Here is a 19,530-nt window from a genome sequence, read left to right on the forward strand (position 1 = left end):
AAAGCTTTTTAGCCCCCGGACCTTTAAAAACAAGCCAATCGCGGTACCCGGATCTCTTTCATCGTAGTGAATAATGCCTCCACTGACGTCAGATGAAAGTCTGAACCAGGTACCGTGGTGCTTAAGCCCGCAAGATCTTGGAGATCTTCTCGATGACTTGCGGATTAAAAGAGTCTTCCCAGTCCCGAACCCAGTCGAACGATGCGCCTTTGATACGAGCTTCGCTATCATCAACACGCGCCACTGCGGTTTCCAAGGCCTCAGCAACGGAGAATGGATCCGCTTCACACGGTTCTATGTTGGAGGATATCGCTCGCAACACTTCCGCCGTACGAGATTCATAGGTGTTGGTCACAACCACCTGGGCAGCAGAGGCCATTTCGAACGGCAGAATACTTGGATGCGGTGCCAGCATCAGACTCAAGCCGATATCAAACTCACCCAACGCTTTACCATAATCGCTTTGTGGCAGCGTGCCGCTCAGCTTCATGACGCGGCCGTGACCCAAATCAACTTCGTAGTCCGGACCCAGCGTACCAACACCGTGAAACTCCCAATCGCTATCAAACGCGCCATTAGCAATGGCAGCCTTGAGACCGAGGATGCCAATCTCGAAGATGTTGCGACGAGCGTGCCCTTCTGGGCGTCCGTAGAATAACAGGCGCTTGGTTTCGCGATTGGCCAGTTGCTCGATCGATGGTGGCGTGGTCGGTGTCAGCGCGTGCTGGAAAGCGACATAACGATTTTCCAGTTCTTCACCTTGGTGGCGAGAGAATACCCCGAGTTGTTTGCTTCGGAAGTAGTCGGCCAGCAGATCAGTGTTGAAGATGACCTTGTGCGGCAAGCGGTACACATAGCTGCCAATCGCATACAAAGAGTCATGCGAGTGAAAAATCGGTTCAAACTCCTGCAGAAAGAAAATGAACTCCTTGTCGATGGCTTTTGCCAGGTGGTGCGCTTTGATACAGGTCCAGAACGAATAGCCCACGAAAGCGTCATTGGGCGAGATTACTGTCGGGTGTATCCCCTGAGTGATGTCTTCAACCTCTGCGTCAGCAACGGCCCGCTGCAATGCCGGGTTCGAGGCGAGCTTTGCGTTTACCCCTTCACGGTCGAAGCGATCGGATTCCGTAAGCAGAATTCTGACTTTGAAACCTTCAGCCTGGATTTTGCAGATGAACTGTAAGCAGGCAATGTAGCCGCCGAACATGATCAACGGATCCAGTTGAGGCAGCAACACGTTCACTCGGGCGGGGGCCAAGGGATCGATTTGATAAGGGGGCGCGGAAATCTTCTCTTCCAGCAGCGGGATGTTCCCCAGGCCAACAGGTGCCGTGATTCCCGGGTAGCATTTTTCCAGTGCTTGCGCTTTGAGCAGGCCGGGATGAGAGGTTTCATCTGCTTGCTGAACGCGCGCGAGCACTTTATCTTGCTCGATCTTTTCTTTCGCTACGTTGATGACGGTTTCCACGTTATGTCGTGGTACCGCCGCCAGCAGTCGACGGACGTTTGCCAAACTAAGGTTTTTGATTACAAATACCGGATTTGTAATGCTTAGTTTGATCAGTCTGTATAGCAGACTAAGTTTGGCATTTTGATTCATTTCTTCAGTCTTCCCGCTTTCGTGCTTTTTTCGTCTTATCAAAAGAGCGCTGAGTCCCCGTAACGGCTTGGTAACGGACCAGCTCGTCGAGGCATAGACAGCAGCTATCTGTGCGTCGCGATAGTTAATGATAGCGTCGCGATCGGCTATTTGTGTGTCACGTTCGGTGATCTGCGCATCACGTTCTGCGAGCTGTATGTTTTGCTCTACGACTTTCTCGTCACGCTCGACGATCTGCATGTCACGCTCAGCTATTTTTGCGTAGAGTTCGTTTGCTTGTGCGTAAAGCTTTGTTGTCTGAACATCGTAGTCGTGGATTTTTAGATCACGTTCATTTAACTGTGTGTCACGCTCGGCCAATTGTGCGTTGCGCTCTAACAGTTGTGTGTTGGTTTCCGCTGCCGCTTGATTTAGTTTATCGAAATAAACAACTTTCAATGGGTCAAGTTCGCTGGTCAGCTTTGCAAATTGGTTGGCGTCGAATTTTATGTGGTTTTTCTTGATCGGATCGTTGAGTATCTCGAATATCAGATTCAGTGCGAAGGGCACCACAAAGTCGAACTTTCTGGTCTCCAGCATTGCCCGCGCCAATGCATAATGTGCTGAATCGTCGCGCTCACTATAAAACGCCTGCGCCTCGGGGAATACCTTGATGAGGTCATCTTTGTCGTTGAGCTCAAGATAATTAGGCAGGAGCATGCTGAATTCAAATAGAACGCGCGCCCGTGTTTCTGGGCGACTTCCGCTGGAGTTAGCTTCGTTATCTCTAACGCGAAACCTTACGAGCTTCTCCGGCAAGACGTGAATTTCATGTTTGAGGCACAATCTGATCCACATATCGAAATCGGCAATTTGCGCCAAACCGAAACGGTACAGTCCGCAGTCACTGTAGCATTGACGACGAATGAGTACGCTCGGATGGCAAAGTACATTGCCAATCTCAAAAAACAAGCGAAGCCATTGATGGCGAGAGCGATTGTGTTGATCAAATATAGAGTAATAGTAATGTGACGTGTCCGGGTGAGGTGCGCCGCCCTCATCAACCGCCTGCGCATTGGTAAAAACTGCGCCGATGCTCTGGTGGGAGTCTAGAAAGTCCACTTGCTTTTGAAGCTTGTCCGAAGTCCATAGATCATCGGAGTGATGAATCGCAATATATCCACCCTGGGCGACTTCCGTAATGGCCTTGTTAATGCCATAGACGCCACGCCTGGATTCACTGTTTTGAAACGCTCTGATGCGCTCGTCAGTATAGCTGTTGATGATCTCCCACGAGTCATCCTGCGAGGCGTCGTCCCAAATGATGAGCTCGAAGTCTCTGAATGTTTGATTCAGCACGCTATCAATCGCTTCGCGTAAATATTTTGCGTGATTGAAGGAGGTTAATATGACTGAGACTTTCGGCGCTTGTAACATAAATTATTACCATCGTTGTCGGTGCGTTTGAGCGGCCCTTGATATGGTTTTGCCGGCTCTTAAAACACAACAGAGTTTTTATTGTGAATCTCTAACTCACCGTTTTCTTGTTACTTCGAATTTTGTATCGCCCGTGTATTGCGCGCCCGTGATTTTCAGTTTCGAAGTTAGCTCTTCAAAGTACTTTTCAGGATCATTGCAGAAGTCTTCGTACGGGACAACCATCTTCCTGGCATCTGCAACATTCGACAACCCGGCCTCAACCGCTTGATTGATTGCACGAACCTGGCCTATAGCTTGCTCGAATGGACTTAGGTGCATCAGCTGTTCTTTTTCTGGAATATCGAACGAGTACCACTCGTTTTCATCACCCAGTTGCCGCTTGCGTGCTTCCAGTACCGATTCGGCGTTGGATACCTCATTTCTGACGATATGAACAAACAGTACGTTCTTTAGTACTGAATCGAGGAAAGGGATGTTGTAGTTGAAAAGCATTCCCTTTGCTGCAAAGGGTTTCTGGAATACTTGCATCATCCCCGACAACTCTCCCTGCATGGTCTGCACATCCATGCTCTGCTGCAGTTCTTCATCACTCCAGACGTCGCGACCCGGATCTGCAAGAAAGCGCCGCCAGAAATACCAGAATTCGTTGGGGGCAAGCACGCCCTTGGTCTTGCCGTTTTCAGAGCGATATTCAGCTTGCTGAGCGAACTCGGACAGCTCACCGCGGAAATCAAAACGCGGGTCGGTCAGTAAAAGCTGAACTTTGGCACCGATAATAGGCGCTTGATAAAAACGCGACAGTATATTGGTTGGATAGGCAACCAGACCGGTATTCGCGAGCCATTGAGTGAAGAGCGTAGTCCCGCTACGCAGAGGGCCCATCACCAGTATCAAAGGGTAAGGATTGCGATCAGGCCTTTGTTGCTTTACCAGTTCCTTCTCGGATGGCTGCAGATCTGTATTCAATTCGCTGAGCAGTTTTTCCAATAACTCGTTACGGCGGAACTTGCTCGTTCTATTGTCAACCAAGGTCATACTCCTGGAGCAATTTTGCGCATTGCTCTTTGTCATTGAACATCATCACGTCAATGATGGACAAATTGGGCAAAAAGCCGTCGCCGAACTGCTGGTACCTGACCGCTCGCGGCTCGATGAAGGAAAGCTTCAAGCCTTGTGACGCGAAGGCTTGGGGGCCATAGAGTACCTTGCCTCCGGGCAGGTTGATATATTCTGTAGCTCCAAGCTCCTCGCAAATGGCGAGAACCTTGTCTTGCCCTCGTAGCTCACAGTTTTTCACGAGTGCCGAAGAGGTGTACCACGTCGGGCGCAGATCCAGTTGCGTACAGAGGCTCCGCAACTGGAAATCCAGAAAGTCGGCGAGATTGCGCGATTCGTACCTGAGGATGCTCTCCAACAAGGGGTAAATGCTCTCGAAGTAGGGCGCCTTGCGGTAGTTTTGTCGGATGCTCTGCAAAATCTTGTGCTGGCTGCTGATTTCAATCTGGTTGATCAGCTTGTTCGGGCTGGCCGCGAGCAATGGCAATGTAATGAGTTGCCTGTTGCCATTGCAAAAGACGTAGTTCCGGTTGATCCAGCCACCCTTGATGAAGTTGACGTCGTCGTAAACTACAAACGCATCTACCGCGCGCATGAGCTGGAAGTAGCCTAGATACGGGAATAGATAAGGCTGCATGATCGCCAGTTTCAAACGGTCCACCTCAAGGCTCGAGCGTATTCTTGATACAGGCGCAGATCCTGTCTATTTCCTGCTCGGTAAGCGTTGCATACAAGGGCAGGGACAGTACGCGTTGTGCTAGCGATTCGGACACAGGGCACGGCCGCTGCATGGACTCTTGCAGGAAGGGCAGTGTGTTGAGTGACGGATGGAAGTAGCGGCGCGGGAAGATTTCCTGGTTCTGCAGGGCATCTCGCACTGCCATTGCTTTTTCATGGGTATCGAACACTACCGGATAGTAGGCGTAGTTGTATTCAAGTTCCTCGACTACTTTAGGCCGTTTAAGGCTGACGCCTGCGAGGCGTTCGTCATACCAGGCCGAGCATTGCCGACGAGCCTCGATAATGCCATCGACGTGCCCAAGCATACTCAGGCCCATGGCGGCATGCAGTTCGGACATTTTTGTGTTGATGCCAAGACCGATGTAGTTATCTTCGCCCAGATGACCAAACTTGCTCATCAAAAACGCGCGCTGCTCCACGTCTGAATCACGAAACACGACAGCCCCACCTTCTCCCGTATGGAAAAGCTTGGTGGCGTGGAAGCTCAGGGTGCTGCAGTCACCGTGGTTCAACAGGGAGTCATTGTGCAGACGGACACCGTAGGCGTGCGCAGCGTCATAGATCACTTTCAGGTTGTGACGGTCTGCAATTTGTTGAATACGCACGACGTCGCAAGGGTAACCATAAACGTGGGTTGCCAGTATCGCTGTCGTGTTTTCCGTGATTGCCGCTTCGATCAAGTCGGGATCAATGCAAAACGAATCGGCGTCGACATCCACAAATACAGGCGTGCAGCCTTCCCAGAGGATCGCATTCGTTGTGGCTACATAGCTGTAAGGCGTGGTTATGACTTCGCCTTCCAGTCCGAGAGCCTTGATGGCAAGTTGCAACGCAAGCGTGCCGTTGGTGACAAGCTGGAGATGGGGGGTGCCCAATGTCTCGCAAAGTTTCTCGCGCAGTTGCTTGACCAATGGGCCATTGTTAGTAAGTTGTCCGGATTCCCAAATGCCTTGAAGGTATCCGGTATAGACATCCAGATCTGGAAGAAAAGTTCGGGTAACCGGGATCATGATTTTGATAAACCATATAAATTGCTGGAAGGTTTTAAGCCAAGCTTGGCAACGTAGCTGCAAGTGAAAAAATCGCACCTGGCTTTTGATAACTGAGTTGTGGAATCCGAGGCGTTGGAATTCCACAGCGAGCGATATCTGTTGGCGTTGAAATAGCTCAGGGCGCTGGTCGCAGTGAGGCTCATAGCTGTTGCACCTCAATAGTGTTGTCCACGTAGGCCTTCGCCCATATACGCCCTGCAGCCCGTCGCTGAACGTTGAAAACGACAGCATCATCGATTACGTCCAAAAACTCAGCACTTTGATCCAGGATCAAAGGTCTGGAGATTTGTATTTGGATGCTGTAATTGCCTTCCTGCAGCGGCAGGAGGGTGCCATAGGACACTGCGTATCTTTTGCCGGGTTCACAGTGCAGTAGAGGCTGGCCCACCGTCCTGAGTCCAGCGCCCAGGATCAGTATTTTCTTGTCATCCTGGATGTAGTAATTGACCGAGCAGTCTGTTTGCTCGTGCGCTTCAATGTAAATTTTCAGCCTGACTTTCTGATTGAATTCAGCTGTAACTACTGGCTGATCCTCTTCATCTACCAATTCAGCGAATGCGATTTTTACGCCACCCACGCCATAACGGAACTCAGCGGCGCGGCGATCGAATTCAAGCGATTCTTTAAAGCCCAGTGCTGCTGGTGAAGAAGATGAGTTTTCTGGTGCATCGAGCGCGGGAGGCTTGATCTCCGGCAGGTACTTGAGTACCTCGCTGTTGAGCTCTTCGCGGGTAACCCGGATGTACTCTTCTGTAAGTGTGCTGGCTTTACCAAATCCTTTCAGGATGCCTTTTTCAAGATACGCGGCTTGAGAGCAAAGACTCCTGATGCTGCCAATGTCATGACTGACAAAAAGGACTGTCGCCCCGTTGTCCTGGATACGGCGCAATGCAGTCATGCACTTTGCCTGAAAACTCATGTCACCAACGGCCAGTGCTTCATCTACGATCATGATGTCTGGCTGGGACACGATGTTCACGGCGAAAGCGAGTCGCACGAACATACCGCTCGAGTACGTTTTGACGGGCTGCTCAATAAAGCTGCCGATATCCGCGAAACTGGCGACATCGTCAAACCGTGCGTCGGTTTCCTCTTTGGTAAGTCCAAGGAGGGCGCAGCTCAAGTATACGTTTTCACGGCCAGTGAACTCGGGGTTGAAGCCAGAACCAAGTTCAAGTAGTGCGGCGATCCGCCCATTGGTCTGGATCGTTCCGCTGGTGGGGTTGAGCGTGCCGCAGATGAGTTGCAGCAGTGTTGACTTGCCGCCACCATTGCGACCGATAACGCCGACGGTTTCGCCTTTTTTGACTTCGAAGGAAATATCCCTCAAAGCCCAAAACTCACGGAAATACTGTTGAGTCTGCATGCCAACAGCTCGCTGGAAACCGGGCAGGATAAACTGCTTGAGGCGATCTCGTGGAGTGTTATAAATCTGATAACACTTGCTCAGATTCTCGATTTTAATTGCGATATCAGAGGACATCGGCAAACCCCTTTCTTGTCTTCTGAAACCAGGCAAATCCTACCCAGGCTATCGTTGCGGCTCCAAGCCAATAAAGTGCCAGAGAGGCCAGGTCGGGAGTCTTGCCCCAATAGAGTACATCCCGAATCATTTCGATGATTGGCACCAAAGGATTGAAGTATAGAACGTGCTGATATTCCTCTGGCAGTGCACTGGCTGGATAAAAAATCGGGCTCAAAAACATCAGGACCGATGTCAATACGGAGATAAGCTGGGAAACGTCACGCAGAAAAACACCCAGCGATGCCAGTGTCCAGCACAGTCCCATGATAAACAGGGAAAAAGGTATTAGGATCAACGGTACATAGAGGGTGGTGATCTGAGGCGTGCCAATCAAAAGGGTATAGGCAACCAGCCACACAATAAGACTTATAGCCGCGTGGTAGAACGCGGCCAGCAATCCTACGAAAGGTAATATCTCCAATGGAAAGATTACTTTTTTGACATAGTTGGCATTCGAAAGGATCAGCCCTGGCGCTCGGTTCACACACTCTGCAAACAAGTTGAAGACAATCAAGCCAGCAAATAAAACGAGGGCAAATTCTATTTTAGAGTCTCCACCTCCGGTGCCCCATCGAGCTTTAAACACCACACTAAATACGAATGTGTACACAACAAGCATAAACAGTGGGTTGAAGAATGACCAAAGCAAGCCCAGCATCGAGCCACGATAACGGCCCAATACTTCACGTTTGGCTGATGCGTGAATAAGTGCGCGATGGCGCCAGAGACTCGCGATCATTTCTAACGGCGTTGCGGGAAAAATACGCATTAAGCGGAGACCTCGACATCAGAACATGCTTCGCCCAAGGCATGTTTGCCAGAGTGGGCGTAAAGTTTCTTTTCTATACTGGTGTTGTACGTTAACGAAAGAAACATGGTCGCGAATTTAGAACCGGGATCAAGGCGAGCATCGAATATGGTTGATCCACCGGTGCCAGAAACGCGATTTTTGAATGGGTTCATCTATATACCTAATGCTTGAAAGCCCTACGCTGATGAGTAGTAGCCGACCGCCACCTACGGATTCCGGCTGGAGCTGATTTTATTGGGAAATATCCCTAGGGCATAGCTCTTCAAGGGTAACAGGACATGACGTTTCAGGGCTATCAATCATTGCGCTCGTTGGGGCCTTTACGACTTCTGGTCTTGAGAAACTCTTGAGTCCGGCGATGGGGGGCATCCGATGCGCTACCTCTCTACCTGCGTTCCGCTGCTGGCTAAAGCTGTCGTAGATACTTCGACTCAGACAATCCCCGGTGTCAGGCTGTGCACAAGCTGTCGCGCTATCCGCAGGTTTTATCTGAATCCAGACATGGACGAGCAGGGCTGCCGGGAAAATGAATCTGAAAACGCTACGCTGGTTCATCTCGAGAAATGAGATTCTGATGTGCTCAAAGTTATTGAGTTGTCAGTGAAGATCGTCTCGGCAGGCCGTTTTAGATTCTTTTAATGAGAACGGCCAGCGCCAGACCCAGATTGCCCATTATGGTTTGTCGGTAAAAACGGCCCGTGATCATCAACTTGATCCGCTTGGCAAGACGGGCTTCACGAGACTGTTCGAAGCGCTCAAGTTTTACCTGATTGCGCGGGGTCAAATATGTTGCGAGGAGTGTCAGTGCGGCGATATTCGTGGCGTTCCACTCTTGCAAAGATCCTTGAAACATACGTTTTAGACGATAAAGACGGCTTTTCGCTGAAGTGTTGGCGCCTATTACGTTGTGTGCGTGTTGTCTGTAGTCCAGAGTGGGTGTCGGATCGCAATATACGTTTCCGCCGCACCCGGTGATCAACAGATATGCCCACCAGTCATGACACACCAATGGCGTATTGGCAGGGGTCAGATCAAGTAAGGAGCAGGCACTCTGGTTTATCATCATGGTGTTGCCACCTGCCAGACTCTGCATCAGCGCATTTTCGAAACTTGGGCGTTTATTGAATAAAGGAGAAAGACCGGCAACATTGCCGGTTTCATCAACCAGTCGAGTGCGTGCGCAATACAGGGAGGGCGTTGTGGTAGGCTGAAGCTCCATCCAGTCAAGTGCTCTTTGCAGCTTTGTCGGATGCCAGTAGTCGTCTTGATCGCAGAAAGCGTAGTATCCGTGGTGGCTGCACGCTTGACCCAAAACGGACAGGAAATTATTCGAAAACCCGCGCCGCGGTCCTTGGCTGATCAGCAGGCGCTCATGGCCCCAGGATTCGCGATAATGTTGCAGGATTTCAAGCGTCTCATCCGTTGAGCCATCATCCGATGCGTAAACAACCCATTGCGCGTGGCTTTGAGCTGCAATCGAATCCAGTTGCTCTTTAAGAAAGCTCCCGCCGTTGTAAGTGCAAAGCAGAATGGCCACACACTTGGAACCTGGCGCTGGTTGGCCCAGGGGCACGGCGTGAAGAGGGGGGCAATTGGGCACAGGTTTTTTACGCTCTTCCATGGTGGCAAACGAAGCTTTGATATCACGTCTAAGCTGGGTAGTTTACCGGGTTTATCGGTGTTTTACACGGCGTAATAAGGCGGCGCATATTCCCGGCGCTGGGCAATGCGCTTGATTGAGGGCGCTGCTCGCTAGCAGTGTGATGATCCTTTTTTCAACGCACGCCCTGGATGCAGCGCTTGTCGCTGACGGTCGCTCGCGAGCGGCGCAGCTCGAACATTTCAGCGGGATATTCCACCCGTTTTATCGGTCTACCCGATGAGGCCACCTCGAATGGAAGAGGGTTATCTCCCGATGCCTGAGAAATCATGGCTGGATCTTTCAGGTTTTTCAGATCAATGCGTTATGCTTTTGGAGTTCACTACGGTGATGTGGCGGTCTGAGGGAGAAGCATGAGGTGAGTGAGGTATTTATGGATAAAGTCAGGACCTATCTGGTGGGGTTGCCGAGACGGCGAAAGCGCTTGATTCAGGTCGCCACGGATATTTTTCTGGTATGGGTCGCCTTGTGGCTTGCGTTCATCGTTCGTCTGGGCATAGACGACATGTATAACCCACTGAAGATTCATTTCTGGCTTTTTGCTTGCGCACCACTTATCGCCATTCCCCTGTTCATTCGCTTCGGCATGTATCGTGCCGTCATGCGCTATTTCGGTAATGACGCGCTTATTGCGATCATCAAAGCCGTCAGTCTTTCATCGCTGATTCTTGCCGTGGTTGTTTACTGGTACAGCAACCACGAAGCCGTTGTTCCGCGGTCCATTATCTTCAATTACTGGTGGCTTAGTCTTGTCATCATCGGTGGTCTGCGTCTTTGCATGCGTCAGTATTTCATGGGCGACTGGTTCACCGCCGCCCAGCATGTGCCCTTCACCAGTCGCGATGATGGTCTGACCAAGGTCGCCATTTATGGTGCAGGGGTCGCCGGTAACCAACTGGTTGCTGCGTTGCGGATGGGACGGGTCATGCGGCCTGTGGCGTTTATCGACGACGATGCGAGTATTGCTGATCGGTCTATTTCAGGATTGCAGGTTTATAAACCCAAACACATTCAACAGATGATCGATGCTACAGGCGCTCAGGAGATCCTCCTCGCACTGCCATCGTCGACCCGGGCGCGGCGCCGGGAAATCCTTAATTTTCTTGAGGGCTACCCGCTTCATATACGCAGTGTTCCCAACTTTACCGACTTGGCAAGCGGCAGGGTAAAGGTCGAAGACATTCAGGAAGTTGATATCGCCGATTTGCTGGGGCGCGATTCTGTTCCAGCTCAGCCGGATCTGCTTGAGCGCTGCATCAAGGGCAAGACAGTAATGGTTACTGGTGCCGGTGGTTCAATTGGCGCGGAATTATGTCGGCAGATTTTTTCGCTGGCGCCCAGTGCGCTTTTGTTGTTCGAGCACAGCGAGTTCAATCTATACAGCATTCTTTCTGAGCTGGAGCAGCGAGGTACACGGGAGTCGGTCCCTGTTCAGCTTCTTCCGATTCTCGGTTCAATCCGCCATCAGGAAAAACTGCTGGATGTCATGAAAACCTGGAAGGTTGACACTGTTTACCATGCAGCTGCTTATAAGCATGTACCCATGGTCGAACATAATATCGCCGAGGGTGTTTTAAATAACGCGATTGGAACGCTTAATACTGCCCAAGCTGCTTTGCAGTCTGGAGTTTCGAACTTTGTCTTGATTTCCACTGACAAGGCGGTTCGGCCAACCAATATCATGGGCAGTACCAAGCGTCTGGCCGAATTGATTCTCCAAGCTCTGAGTCGCGAAGTCGCCCCGGTGCTGTTTGGTGACAAGGCCAATGTTTCTCGGGTTAACAAGACCCGCTTCACCATGGTGCGCTTCGGTAACGTACTGGGCTCGTCGGGTTCGGTTATTCCGCTGTTCCACAGCCAGATCAAAACCGGCGGACCGTTAACGGTTACTCACCCGAAAATCACCCGCTACTTCATGACAATCCCTGAAGCGGCACAGTTGGTGATTCAAGCCGGCTCCATGGGTCAGGGCGGAGATGTCTTTGTGCTGGACATGGGAGAACCGGTCAGGATCGTCGAACTCGCAGAGAAAATGATTCACCTGTCGGGTTTGAGCATTCGCTCCGAGCGCAATCCTCAGGGTGACATCTCGATCGAATTCACCGGTTTGCGTCCTGGCGAGAAGCTTTACGAAGAATTGCTGATCGGCGATAACGTAGCGGCCACGTCGCATCCGATGATCATGACGGCAAATGAAGATCACCTGCCTTGGGATGTCCTGAAGGTGAGGTTGAATGACTTGCTCATAGCTGTTGAGAAAGACGACTATTCCCGTGTCCGCCAACTCCTGCGCAAAACCGTCTCCGGCTACACCCCCGACGGCGAAATCGTCGACTGGATCTATCAGCAGCGCCGCCTCGAACCCTGATTGTTTCACATTCTGTAACGCACGCATTTTTGACATAGCTCCACCATGACCTACGTTTGGAGAGCAGCTTCGGAAAAGCTGCTTTCTCAAATGATGATGGAGCGTCACTAATGCGTACCGGTTATTTTTACTCTCTGATTTTCGCTTTCCTCACCAGCGCCTCGATCGCCGCTATCGCCGCACCTATTGCGCCGGCGGAGTCGCCTAAAGCGCCTTTGGTCATGGATACAGCGACACCTTCCCAAAGTGCAAAAGTCGATCTCAACGATGCCGACGCAGCGACGCTGCAAAAGGAACTCGCTGGAGTCGGTGAGGCTAAGGCCAAAGCAATTGTTACGTATCGTGAAACAAACGGGCCTTTTGCATCGGTGGAAGAGTTGCTGGAAGTGAAGGGGATTGGCAAGGCGATTCTGGATCGCAACCGCGACAAGCTGGAAGTCAACTAAGCTGAATGTTCTATGCCAAGAGGCCGGTCATTGACCGGCCTTTTTGTTTTGCCCAGTGCATGGCAGCGGATAGCAGTGGAAAGGGCGCTCGTCGAACAATCTAAAATTACGTCTATCATATTGTGTTTGGATTATGGCTATAATAATTTGCCGGTGTGTTGGGCCAGCGCGCTTCAGCGGCGATTTCCTCCATCTGTATTCCAGGAGCACTCTCATGAATTCTGCACAATCCCAAGGTACTGCTCTGGTTACCGGCGCATCGTCCGGTATCGGCGCAATTTACGCTGACCGTTTGGCGGCACGTGGTTTTGATCTGCTACTGGTGGCCCGTGACAAGGATCGTCTGGAAAGTGCTGCGAGCCAGTTGCGTGATGCCCATGGCGTTCAGGTTGAAGTACTCAAGGCCGACCTGACGCAGAAGGATGACGTGCTCAAACTCGAACAACGCCTGCGCAGCGATTCCAGTATCAGCTTGCTGGTCAATAACGCCGGTGTGGCGGCGGACGGACTGCTGGCCAACGCCGATATGGACCAGTTGGAGCAACTGATTCAGTTGAACATCACCGCCGTCACCCGCCTGGCATCGGCCGCAGCCGCCAGTTTCGCCAAGGCCGGTCGTGGCACGATCATCAATATCGCCTCGGTGGTGGCGTTGTTTCCGGAGCGCTTCAACGCGACCTACAGCGCCAGCAAAGCTTATGTACTGAGCCTGACGCAGTCGCTGAACACTGAACTCGAAGGCACCGGCGTGCAGATCCAGGCCGTGCTGCCGGGTGTGACCCGCACCGAAATCTGGGAGCGCTCCGGCATCGATGCCAGTGGCATTCCGGCAGAAATGGTCATGGACGCAGGCGAGATGGTCGATGCGGCGCTGGCCGGGCTGGATCAGGGCGAGTTGATCACCATTCCTTCGCTGCCTGATGCAAGCGAATGGCACGCCTTTGTTGCGGCTCGCCATGTCATGGCACCGAACCTATCCCGCAGCTCGGCAGCCCAACGTTATAAGTCCGGCAATTGAATTGATCAGAGGTCATCACGGTATGGATTCGCGTCGAATAGTCGTCACGGGCATGGGCCTGGTTTCACCCTTGGGCAGCGATCTCGAAGTCGTATGGCAACGTTTGCTGGCCGGGCGTTCTGGTTTGCGTAACTTGCCTGAGGCAACGGTTGCTGATTTACCCACGCGAGTCGGCGGCGCGGTGCCGACGCTGGAGGAGGATGCTGAAGCAGGATTTGATCCGGATCGCGCCACTCCACCCAAGGAACAGAAGAAGATGGACCGCTTTATTCTGTTCGCCATGGAGGCTGCCCGGCAGGCGCTTGAGCAGGCTGATTGGCATCCGTCGGAGAGCAAAAGCCAGGAGCGTACCGCGACGATCATCGGTTCCGGTGTCGGTGGTTTCGGCGCGATTGCCGACGCTGTACGCACGACAGACAGTCGCGGCCCACGGCGCTTGTCACCGTTTACCATCCCGTCGTTTCTGGTCAACCTCGCAGCAGGGCACGTGTCCATTCAACACGGCCTCAAGGGGCCGCTGGGCGCACCGGTGACCGCGTGCGCTGCGGGTGTTCAAGCGATTGGCGATGCGGCGCGCTTGATCCGCGCCGGTGAAGCGGATATTGCCGTGTGTGGCGGCGCGGAAGCGTGTATCGACCGCGTCAGTTTGGCCGGTTTCGCGGCAGCGCGGGCACTCTCGAGCGGTTACAACGATACCCCGGAGCGCGCATCACGGCCGTTCGACAGCGGTCGCGACGGCTTCGTGATGGGCGAGGGCGCGGGGCTGTTGGTGATTGAATCCCTGGAACATGCGTTGGCTCGTGGCGCGAAACCGTTGGCGGAACTGGTCGGTTATGGCACCAGCGCCGACGCCTATCATCTGACGGCCGGGCCTGAAGATGGCAGCGGTGCCCGGCGGGCGATGACGCTGGCACTGGCCCAAGCGGGAATCGAGCCGGATCAGGTGCAGCACCTCAATGCTCACGCGACCTCGACGCCAGTGGGCGATCTCGGCGAGTTGGCGGCGATCAAAGCGTTGTTCGGCACGCAAAATAAAATCGCCGTGACCTCGACAAAATCCGCCACTGGGCATTTGCTCGGCGCTGCCGGCGGGCTTGAAGCGATCTTCACGCTGCTGGCAATTCGTGATCAGGTGGTACCGCCGACGCTGAACTTCGACAACCCCGATCCGGCGAGTGCAGGGGTGGACATCGTGCATGGCAAGGCGCGGCCGATGTCGATCGAATATGCACTGTCCAACGGTTTCGGGTTCGGCGGGGTCAATGCCAGCGTATTGTTCAAGCGCTGGCAGGTTTAGTCGCGATTCTTGAGGTGGTCGCGGGTGACATCGAGGATGCGTTGCGCAAACTCGGCATCCGCGACGCTGCGTGACAGCAGCAGCGCGCCGACCAGTGTCGACATGATGACGATGGCGCGGTCAGCGTTGCTCTCACCTTCGAGACTGTTCTCGATCTGCTCAAGCCGTGCCTTGAGTACCACGTCACTGGTGGGACTCGGTTGGCCGCGCAGGCCCAGCTCCGAAGAGATTGTCAGCAATGGGCAGCCTTCATGGGGCGAGGTTTGATGCCATTCGGACAGGTACGTCTCGATGAAGACATCGAGCGGATTATCCTGTGAAAAAATCTTGGCACATAACCCATCGACCTGGTTGCCGGCTTCCTGCAAAGCCTTCTCGACCAACTCGTCCTTGGACTTGAAATGTGAATAGAAACCGCCATGGGTCAAACCCAGCGCCTTCATCAGCGGTTGCAGGCCTGTAGCGCCGATTCCGTCCTTGCGAAAGCGTGCCGAAGCCTCCTTGATGATGCGCTGATGGGTCTGGGCTTTATGGTCCTGCGAGTAACGCATCTGGAACTCTCCGCAACAATGTCCCCATCTTAACCAAGGAAAATTAGATGGTGACTGTACTTCTACTTCTTAAAAGCGTGCAGATAGGTCCAATGGCTATAAAAAGCACAAACCCCGCCGATCAGGCGGGGTTGTGTTCAACGGTCTTGGGCATCTTTGGCATCTGCTTCGGCGTTGCGCTGGGCAACGCGTCGGCGTTCTTCATCGGTCAGATCGACCTTGTTGGCGGTGTCGCGCAACATCATTAATCCGCCGACGATCGAGCCGATTGCAACCACCAGAATCAACCAGGCATACCAGGGCATAACGGCTCTCCTTAATGGCAGGTCGACGGACGAGGATTTCGCCGTACAACACTGCATACCACTTTTGAGCGAAGTGAACTCGCAGTGGTTCCATTCTAGGCCGCTTGCACCGGGTTCACCCGAAATCCCTCAATTGCCCGTCAGCATCGCATCGGCCGGTGCGTTGGCACGCAGTTGCCCGGTGAGCAGAAAGTAGCCGAAACCGACCGCCATGAAGCCGAGGAAGATCAGCCCGATCAACGCGTTGAACCACGCCATCGCCACCAGACAAACCACCGCCAGCACCAATGCAATCATTGGAATCAACGGATAGCACGGCGCGCGGAAGGTACGCTCCAGATTCGGTTCAGATTTACGCAGTTTGAACAGGCTGAGCATGCTCATGATGTACATCACGATCGCGCCGAACACCGCCATGGTGATCATCGCGGCGGTGAGTGTCATGCCGCCGAGGTTGATCAGACCGTCGCTGTAAATCGCGGCAATGCCAATGATGCCGCCGACGATGATGGCGCGGTGTGGTGTCTGGAAGCGTGAGAGTTTCGCCAGCGAGGCTGGAAGATAGCCGGCGCGGGCCAGGGCGAAGAACTGCCGCGAGTAGCCGAGGATGATGCCGTGGAAACTGGCAACCAGGCCGAACAGGCCGATCCACACCAGCATGTGCAACCAGCCAGAGTTGTCGCCCACCACGGTTTTCATCGCCTGCGGCAACGGGTCGTTGATGTTGGCCAAGGTGCGCCAGTCGCCGACACCGCCAGCGAAGAACATCACACCCATCGCCAGTAACACCAGGGTCAGGATGCCGCTGATGTACGCCTTGGGAATCGTGCGTTTCGGATCCTTGGCTTCTTCGGCAGCCATCGCCGCGCCCTCGATGGCGAGGAAGAACCAGATTGCAAATGGAATGGCGGCAAACATCCCGGCTATCGCCGGCGCGCCAAACACGTCGGAGCCGGCCCAGCCATTCAAGGCAAAGTTGCTGAAGCTGAACGCTGGGGTGACCACGCCCATGAACACCAGCAATTCAGCCACTGCCAGCACGCAAACAATCAACTCAAAGGTCGCCGCCAGCTTCACGCCAAGAATATTCAGCCCCATGAACACGATGTACGCACCGACCGCCGCGTGTTTCGGATCGAGTGCCGGAAACTGCACATTGAGGTATGCGCCAATCGCCAGAGCAATGGCCGGTGGTGCGAAAACGAACTCGATCAGCGTGGCCAGGCCTGCAATCAATCCACCTTTTTCACCGAAGGCGCGTCGGCTGTAGGCAAACGGCCCACCCGCATGAGGAATCGCGGTGGTGAGTTCGGTGAAACTGAAAATAAAGCAGGTGTACATGGTCGCGACCATGAACGAGGTCACGAGGAAACCCAGTGTTCCGGCCACGCCCCAGCCGTAACTCCAGCCGAAGTATTCCCCGGAAATCACCAGCCCGACGGCGATACCCCACAGATGCAAGGTGCCCAGCGTGAGTTTGAGTTGTGTGTTCATGCGTTTGCTCCCTGAACGGTTTGGAAAGCTCGGGGACGGCGTTTGCAGTGGGCGTGCCATTGCTGTGAAACAAGTCGTAATGAGTTGAAAGCTGTCGTATCGGGGATGTTCGCGGTGGGATAGCTGCTTTTTGTGCGCCAGTTGGGTGCGATGTTGGCGGTTATGCCGTCTTCGCGAGCAGGCTCGCTCCCACAGGGGGGGAGCGAGCCTGCTCGCGAAGAGCCCCGGCCTGACGGCGAAAAAACCTGCTGTAACGCCGGCATAAACCCACTATTTACGCTTTCTTTATGCCCCGCAGCACCCCTCGCTCTCGTTCCTTTACAGCCTCTTTTCCGACAATGCCCCCACACGCGGCAATACGCCGTAATACGGAGATCTTCCATGAGCGTTCTGGACGGGGTGTCACTGCTGTTGGCAGTGGGGCTGTTCATTTATCTGTTGGTTGCGCTGTTGCGCGCGGATCGGAACTAGGAGCGGCTATGCACAGTTATGACTATTGGCTGATCCTCGCGTTCTTTGCGGTGGTCTTGCTGCCGGCGCCGCTGCTCGGGCGCTTCTACTACAAAGTGATGGAAGGTCAGCGTACCTGGCTGACGCCGGTTCTCGGCCCGGTCGAGCGCGGTTGCTACCGTATCGCCGGGGTCGATCCGCAGATTGAACAGAGCTGGCAGAAGTACACGCTGGCATTGCTCGCGTTCAACCTTGCCGGTTTCCTGCTGTTGTTCGCGATTCTGTTGTTTCAGGATCACTTGCCACTGAACCCGCAGAACCTGCCGGGTCAGGAATGGACGCAGGCGTTCAACACCGCGGTCAGTTTCATGACCAACACCAACTGGCAGTCCTACAGCGGCGAGGCGACCCTCAGCTATCTGAGCCAGATGGTCGGTCTCACCGTACAGAACTTCGTCAGCGCCGCCACCGGCCTCGCTGTGCTGGTCGCGCTGTGCCGTGGCATCGGGCGCAAGTCGACGAAAACCCTCGGCAACTTCTGGGTCGACATGACTCGCGCCACCCTCTACGGCCTGTTGCCGTTGTGCCTGCTGCTGGCGCTGTATCTGGTCTGGCAGGGCGTGCCGCAAACCTTCGCGCAGTACGTTAATGCCGTAACAATGCAGGGCGTTGATCAAGTGATTCCGCTCGGCCCGGCCGCCAGCCAGATTGCGGTCAAGCAACTGGGCACTAACGGTGGCGGCTTCTTCGGCGTCAACTCGGCGCATCCGTTCGAGAACCCGACCGCGTGGAGCAACCTGTTCGAAGTCGCTTCGATCATCCTGATCCCGGTGGCGCTGGTGTTCACCTTCGGCCACTACGTCAAGGACCTGCGCCAGAGCCGCGCGATCATCGCCTGCATGCTCGCGCTGTTCCTGATCGGCGGCGCGACGTCGCTGTGGGCTGAATACCAACCGAACCCGACCCTGAACAACGCTGCCGTCGAACAGACTGCGCCGCTGGAAGGCAAGGAATCGCGCTTCGGCACCACCGCTACGGTGCTGTGGTCGGTGACGACGACGGCGGCCTCGAACGGCTCGGTCAACGGCATGCACGACAGCCTCAATCCGCTCAGCGGCATGGTGGCGCTGGTCAACATGATGGTCGGTGAAGTGATCTTCGGCGGCGTCGGTGCCGGGCTCTACGGCATGTTGCTCAACGTGCTGATCGCGGTGTTTCTCGCCGGTCTGATGATCGGGCGAACCCCGGAATACCTCGGCAAGAAACTCCAGGCGCGTGAGGTGCAATTGCTGGTGGTGACCTTGCTGGTCATGCCGGTGGGCGTACTGGTCCTCGGTGCGATTGCCGCAACGGTTCCCAGTGCTGCGGCGACCATCAGCAACCCCGGCCCGCACGGTTTCAGCCAGTTGCTTTATGCCTACACCTCGGCGAGCGCCAATAACGGCTCGGCGTTCGGTGGTCTGAGCGCCAACACGCCTTTCCATAACCTGATGCTGGGCCTGGGCATGTTGATCGGTCGCTTCGGTTACATCCTTCCCGTGCTGGCGCTGGCTGGCAGTCTGGCGATGAAGAAAACCGCACCGATCGGCCAGAACAGTTTCCCGACTCATGGCCCGCTGTTCGTGACCCTGCTGACCGTGACCATTTTGCTGGTGGGCGGGCTGACCTTTCTGCCGACTCTGGCGCTCGGTCCAATCGCCGAACATTTAAGTATGGGCTTCTAAGGAATCCATC

At 54.0% G+C, this 19,530-nt stretch carries 16 protein-coding genes; 6 read left to right on the plus strand and 10 right to left on the minus strand.

Going from position 1 to position 19,530, the window contains the following annotated elements; translation table 11 throughout:
- Positions 1 to 121: 121 nt before the first annotated feature.
- The 7 genes from ACIF4X_RS07150 to ACIF4X_RS07180 form a co-directional block, all read right to left on the minus strand.
- On the minus strand, positions 122 to 3,019 hold the full coding sequence (locus ACIF4X_RS07150) for a glycosyltransferase (RefSeq protein ID WP_397481557.1): 2,898 nt from the start codon (positions 3,017 to 3,019) through the stop codon (positions 122 to 124).
- Positions 3,020 to 3,115: 96 nt separating this feature from the next.
- Positions 3,116 to 4,051, minus strand: coding sequence for a sulfotransferase (locus tag ACIF4X_RS07155; protein ID WP_397481558.1), 936 nt, complete (start codon positions 4,049 to 4,051; stop codon positions 3,116 to 3,118).
- Entirely contained in the window at positions 4,044 to 4,730 is a 687-nt protein-coding gene (locus tag ACIF4X_RS07160) for a WbqC family protein (protein ID WP_397481559.1), read from the minus strand. The genes ACIF4X_RS07155 and ACIF4X_RS07160 overlap by 8 nt, the downstream gene beginning before the upstream one ends.
- Positions 4,731 to 4,740: 10 nt before the next feature.
- The gene (locus ACIF4X_RS07165) at positions 4,741 to 5,955 is read right to left on the minus strand and encodes a DegT/DnrJ/EryC1/StrS family aminotransferase (RefSeq protein ID WP_397481560.1); all 1,215 of its coding nucleotides are present in this window, start codon (positions 5,953 to 5,955) and stop codon (positions 4,741 to 4,743) included.
- A gap of 55 nt (positions 5,956 to 6,010) precedes the next feature.
- Positions 6,011 to 7,354, minus strand: a complete 1,344-nt coding sequence (locus tag ACIF4X_RS07170; protein ID WP_397481561.1) for an ABC transporter ATP-binding protein — start codon at positions 7,352 to 7,354, stop codon at positions 6,011 to 6,013.
- Positions 7,344 to 8,165, minus strand: coding sequence for an ABC transporter permease (locus ACIF4X_RS07175; protein ID WP_397481562.1), 822 nt, complete (start codon positions 8,163 to 8,165; stop codon positions 7,344 to 7,346). The genes ACIF4X_RS07170 and ACIF4X_RS07175 overlap by 11 nt, the downstream gene beginning before the upstream one ends.
- A 667-nt stretch (positions 8,166 to 8,832) precedes the next feature.
- Entirely contained in the window at positions 8,833 to 9,744 is a 912-nt protein-coding gene (locus ACIF4X_RS07180; protein WP_397481563.1) for a glycosyltransferase family 2 protein, read from the minus strand.
- A gap of 496 nt (positions 9,745 to 10,240) precedes the next feature.
- Here ACIF4X_RS07180 and ACIF4X_RS07185 point away from each other — a divergent pair, with 496 nt between their 5' ends.
- The 4 genes from ACIF4X_RS07185 (at position 10,241) to fabF (ending at position 14,996) form a co-directional block, all read left to right on the plus strand.
- The gene (locus tag ACIF4X_RS07185; protein WP_397481666.1) at positions 10,241 to 12,235 is read left to right on the plus strand and encodes a polysaccharide biosynthesis protein; all 1,995 of its coding nucleotides are present in this window, start codon (positions 10,241 to 10,243) and stop codon (positions 12,233 to 12,235) included.
- A gap of 110 nt (positions 12,236 to 12,345) precedes the next feature.
- A complete protein-coding gene (locus ACIF4X_RS07190) occupies positions 12,346 to 12,681 on the plus strand; it encodes a ComEA family DNA-binding protein (RefSeq protein ID WP_397481564.1) in 336 nt (111 codons plus the stop codon).
- A 214-nt stretch (positions 12,682 to 12,895) separates the two neighbouring features.
- Positions 12,896 to 13,699: an SDR family NAD(P)-dependent oxidoreductase gene (locus ACIF4X_RS07195; RefSeq protein WP_397481565.1), complete on the plus strand. Its 804-nt coding sequence runs from the start codon at positions 12,896 to 12,898 to the stop codon at positions 13,697 to 13,699.
- Between the two features lie 22 nt (positions 13,700 to 13,721).
- The gene (gene fabF, locus ACIF4X_RS07200) at positions 13,722 to 14,996 is read left to right on the plus strand and encodes a beta-ketoacyl-ACP synthase II (protein WP_397481566.1); all 1,275 of its coding nucleotides are present in this window, start codon (positions 13,722 to 13,724) and stop codon (positions 14,994 to 14,996) included.
- Here fabF and ACIF4X_RS07205 read toward each other — a convergent pair.
- The 3 genes from ACIF4X_RS07205 to eat form a co-directional block, all read right to left on the minus strand.
- A complete protein-coding gene (locus tag ACIF4X_RS07205; RefSeq protein WP_397481567.1) occupies positions 14,993 to 15,547 on the minus strand; it encodes a TetR/AcrR family transcriptional regulator in 555 nt (184 codons plus the stop codon). The genes fabF and ACIF4X_RS07205 overlap by 4 nt on opposite strands.
- 137 nt (positions 15,548 to 15,684) lie before the next feature.
- Positions 15,685 to 15,852 (minus strand): DUF2897 family protein, encoded by a 168-nt coding sequence (locus ACIF4X_RS07210; protein WP_007908505.1) that lies wholly within the window; start codon positions 15,850 to 15,852, stop codon positions 15,685 to 15,687.
- A gap of 129 nt (positions 15,853 to 15,981) precedes the next feature.
- Positions 15,982 to 17,346, minus strand: a complete 1,365-nt coding sequence (gene eat, locus ACIF4X_RS07215; protein ID WP_397481568.1) for an ethanolamine permease — start codon at positions 17,344 to 17,346, stop codon at positions 15,982 to 15,984.
- Between the two features lie 381 nt (positions 17,347 to 17,727).
- On the opposite strand from eat, the gene kdpF reads away from it, so the two are divergent.
- Together kdpF and kdpA are read left to right on the plus strand one after the other, a co-directional pair.
- Complete coding sequence (gene kdpF, locus ACIF4X_RS07220; RefSeq protein ID WP_007899818.1) at positions 17,728 to 17,817, plus strand: K(+)-transporting ATPase subunit F; 90 nt, start codon at positions 17,728 to 17,730, stop codon at positions 17,815 to 17,817.
- Between the two features lie 8 nt (positions 17,818 to 17,825).
- Positions 17,826 to 19,520, plus strand: coding sequence for a potassium-transporting ATPase subunit KdpA (gene kdpA, locus ACIF4X_RS07225; RefSeq protein ID WP_397481569.1), 1,695 nt, complete (start codon positions 17,826 to 17,828; stop codon positions 19,518 to 19,520).
- Positions 19,521 to 19,530 lie beyond the last annotated feature (10 nt).

The organism is Pseudomonas sp. NPDC085632, assembly GCF_044541255.1.
GTDB lineage: Bacteria > Pseudomonadota > Gammaproteobacteria > Pseudomonadales > Pseudomonadaceae > Aquipseudomonas.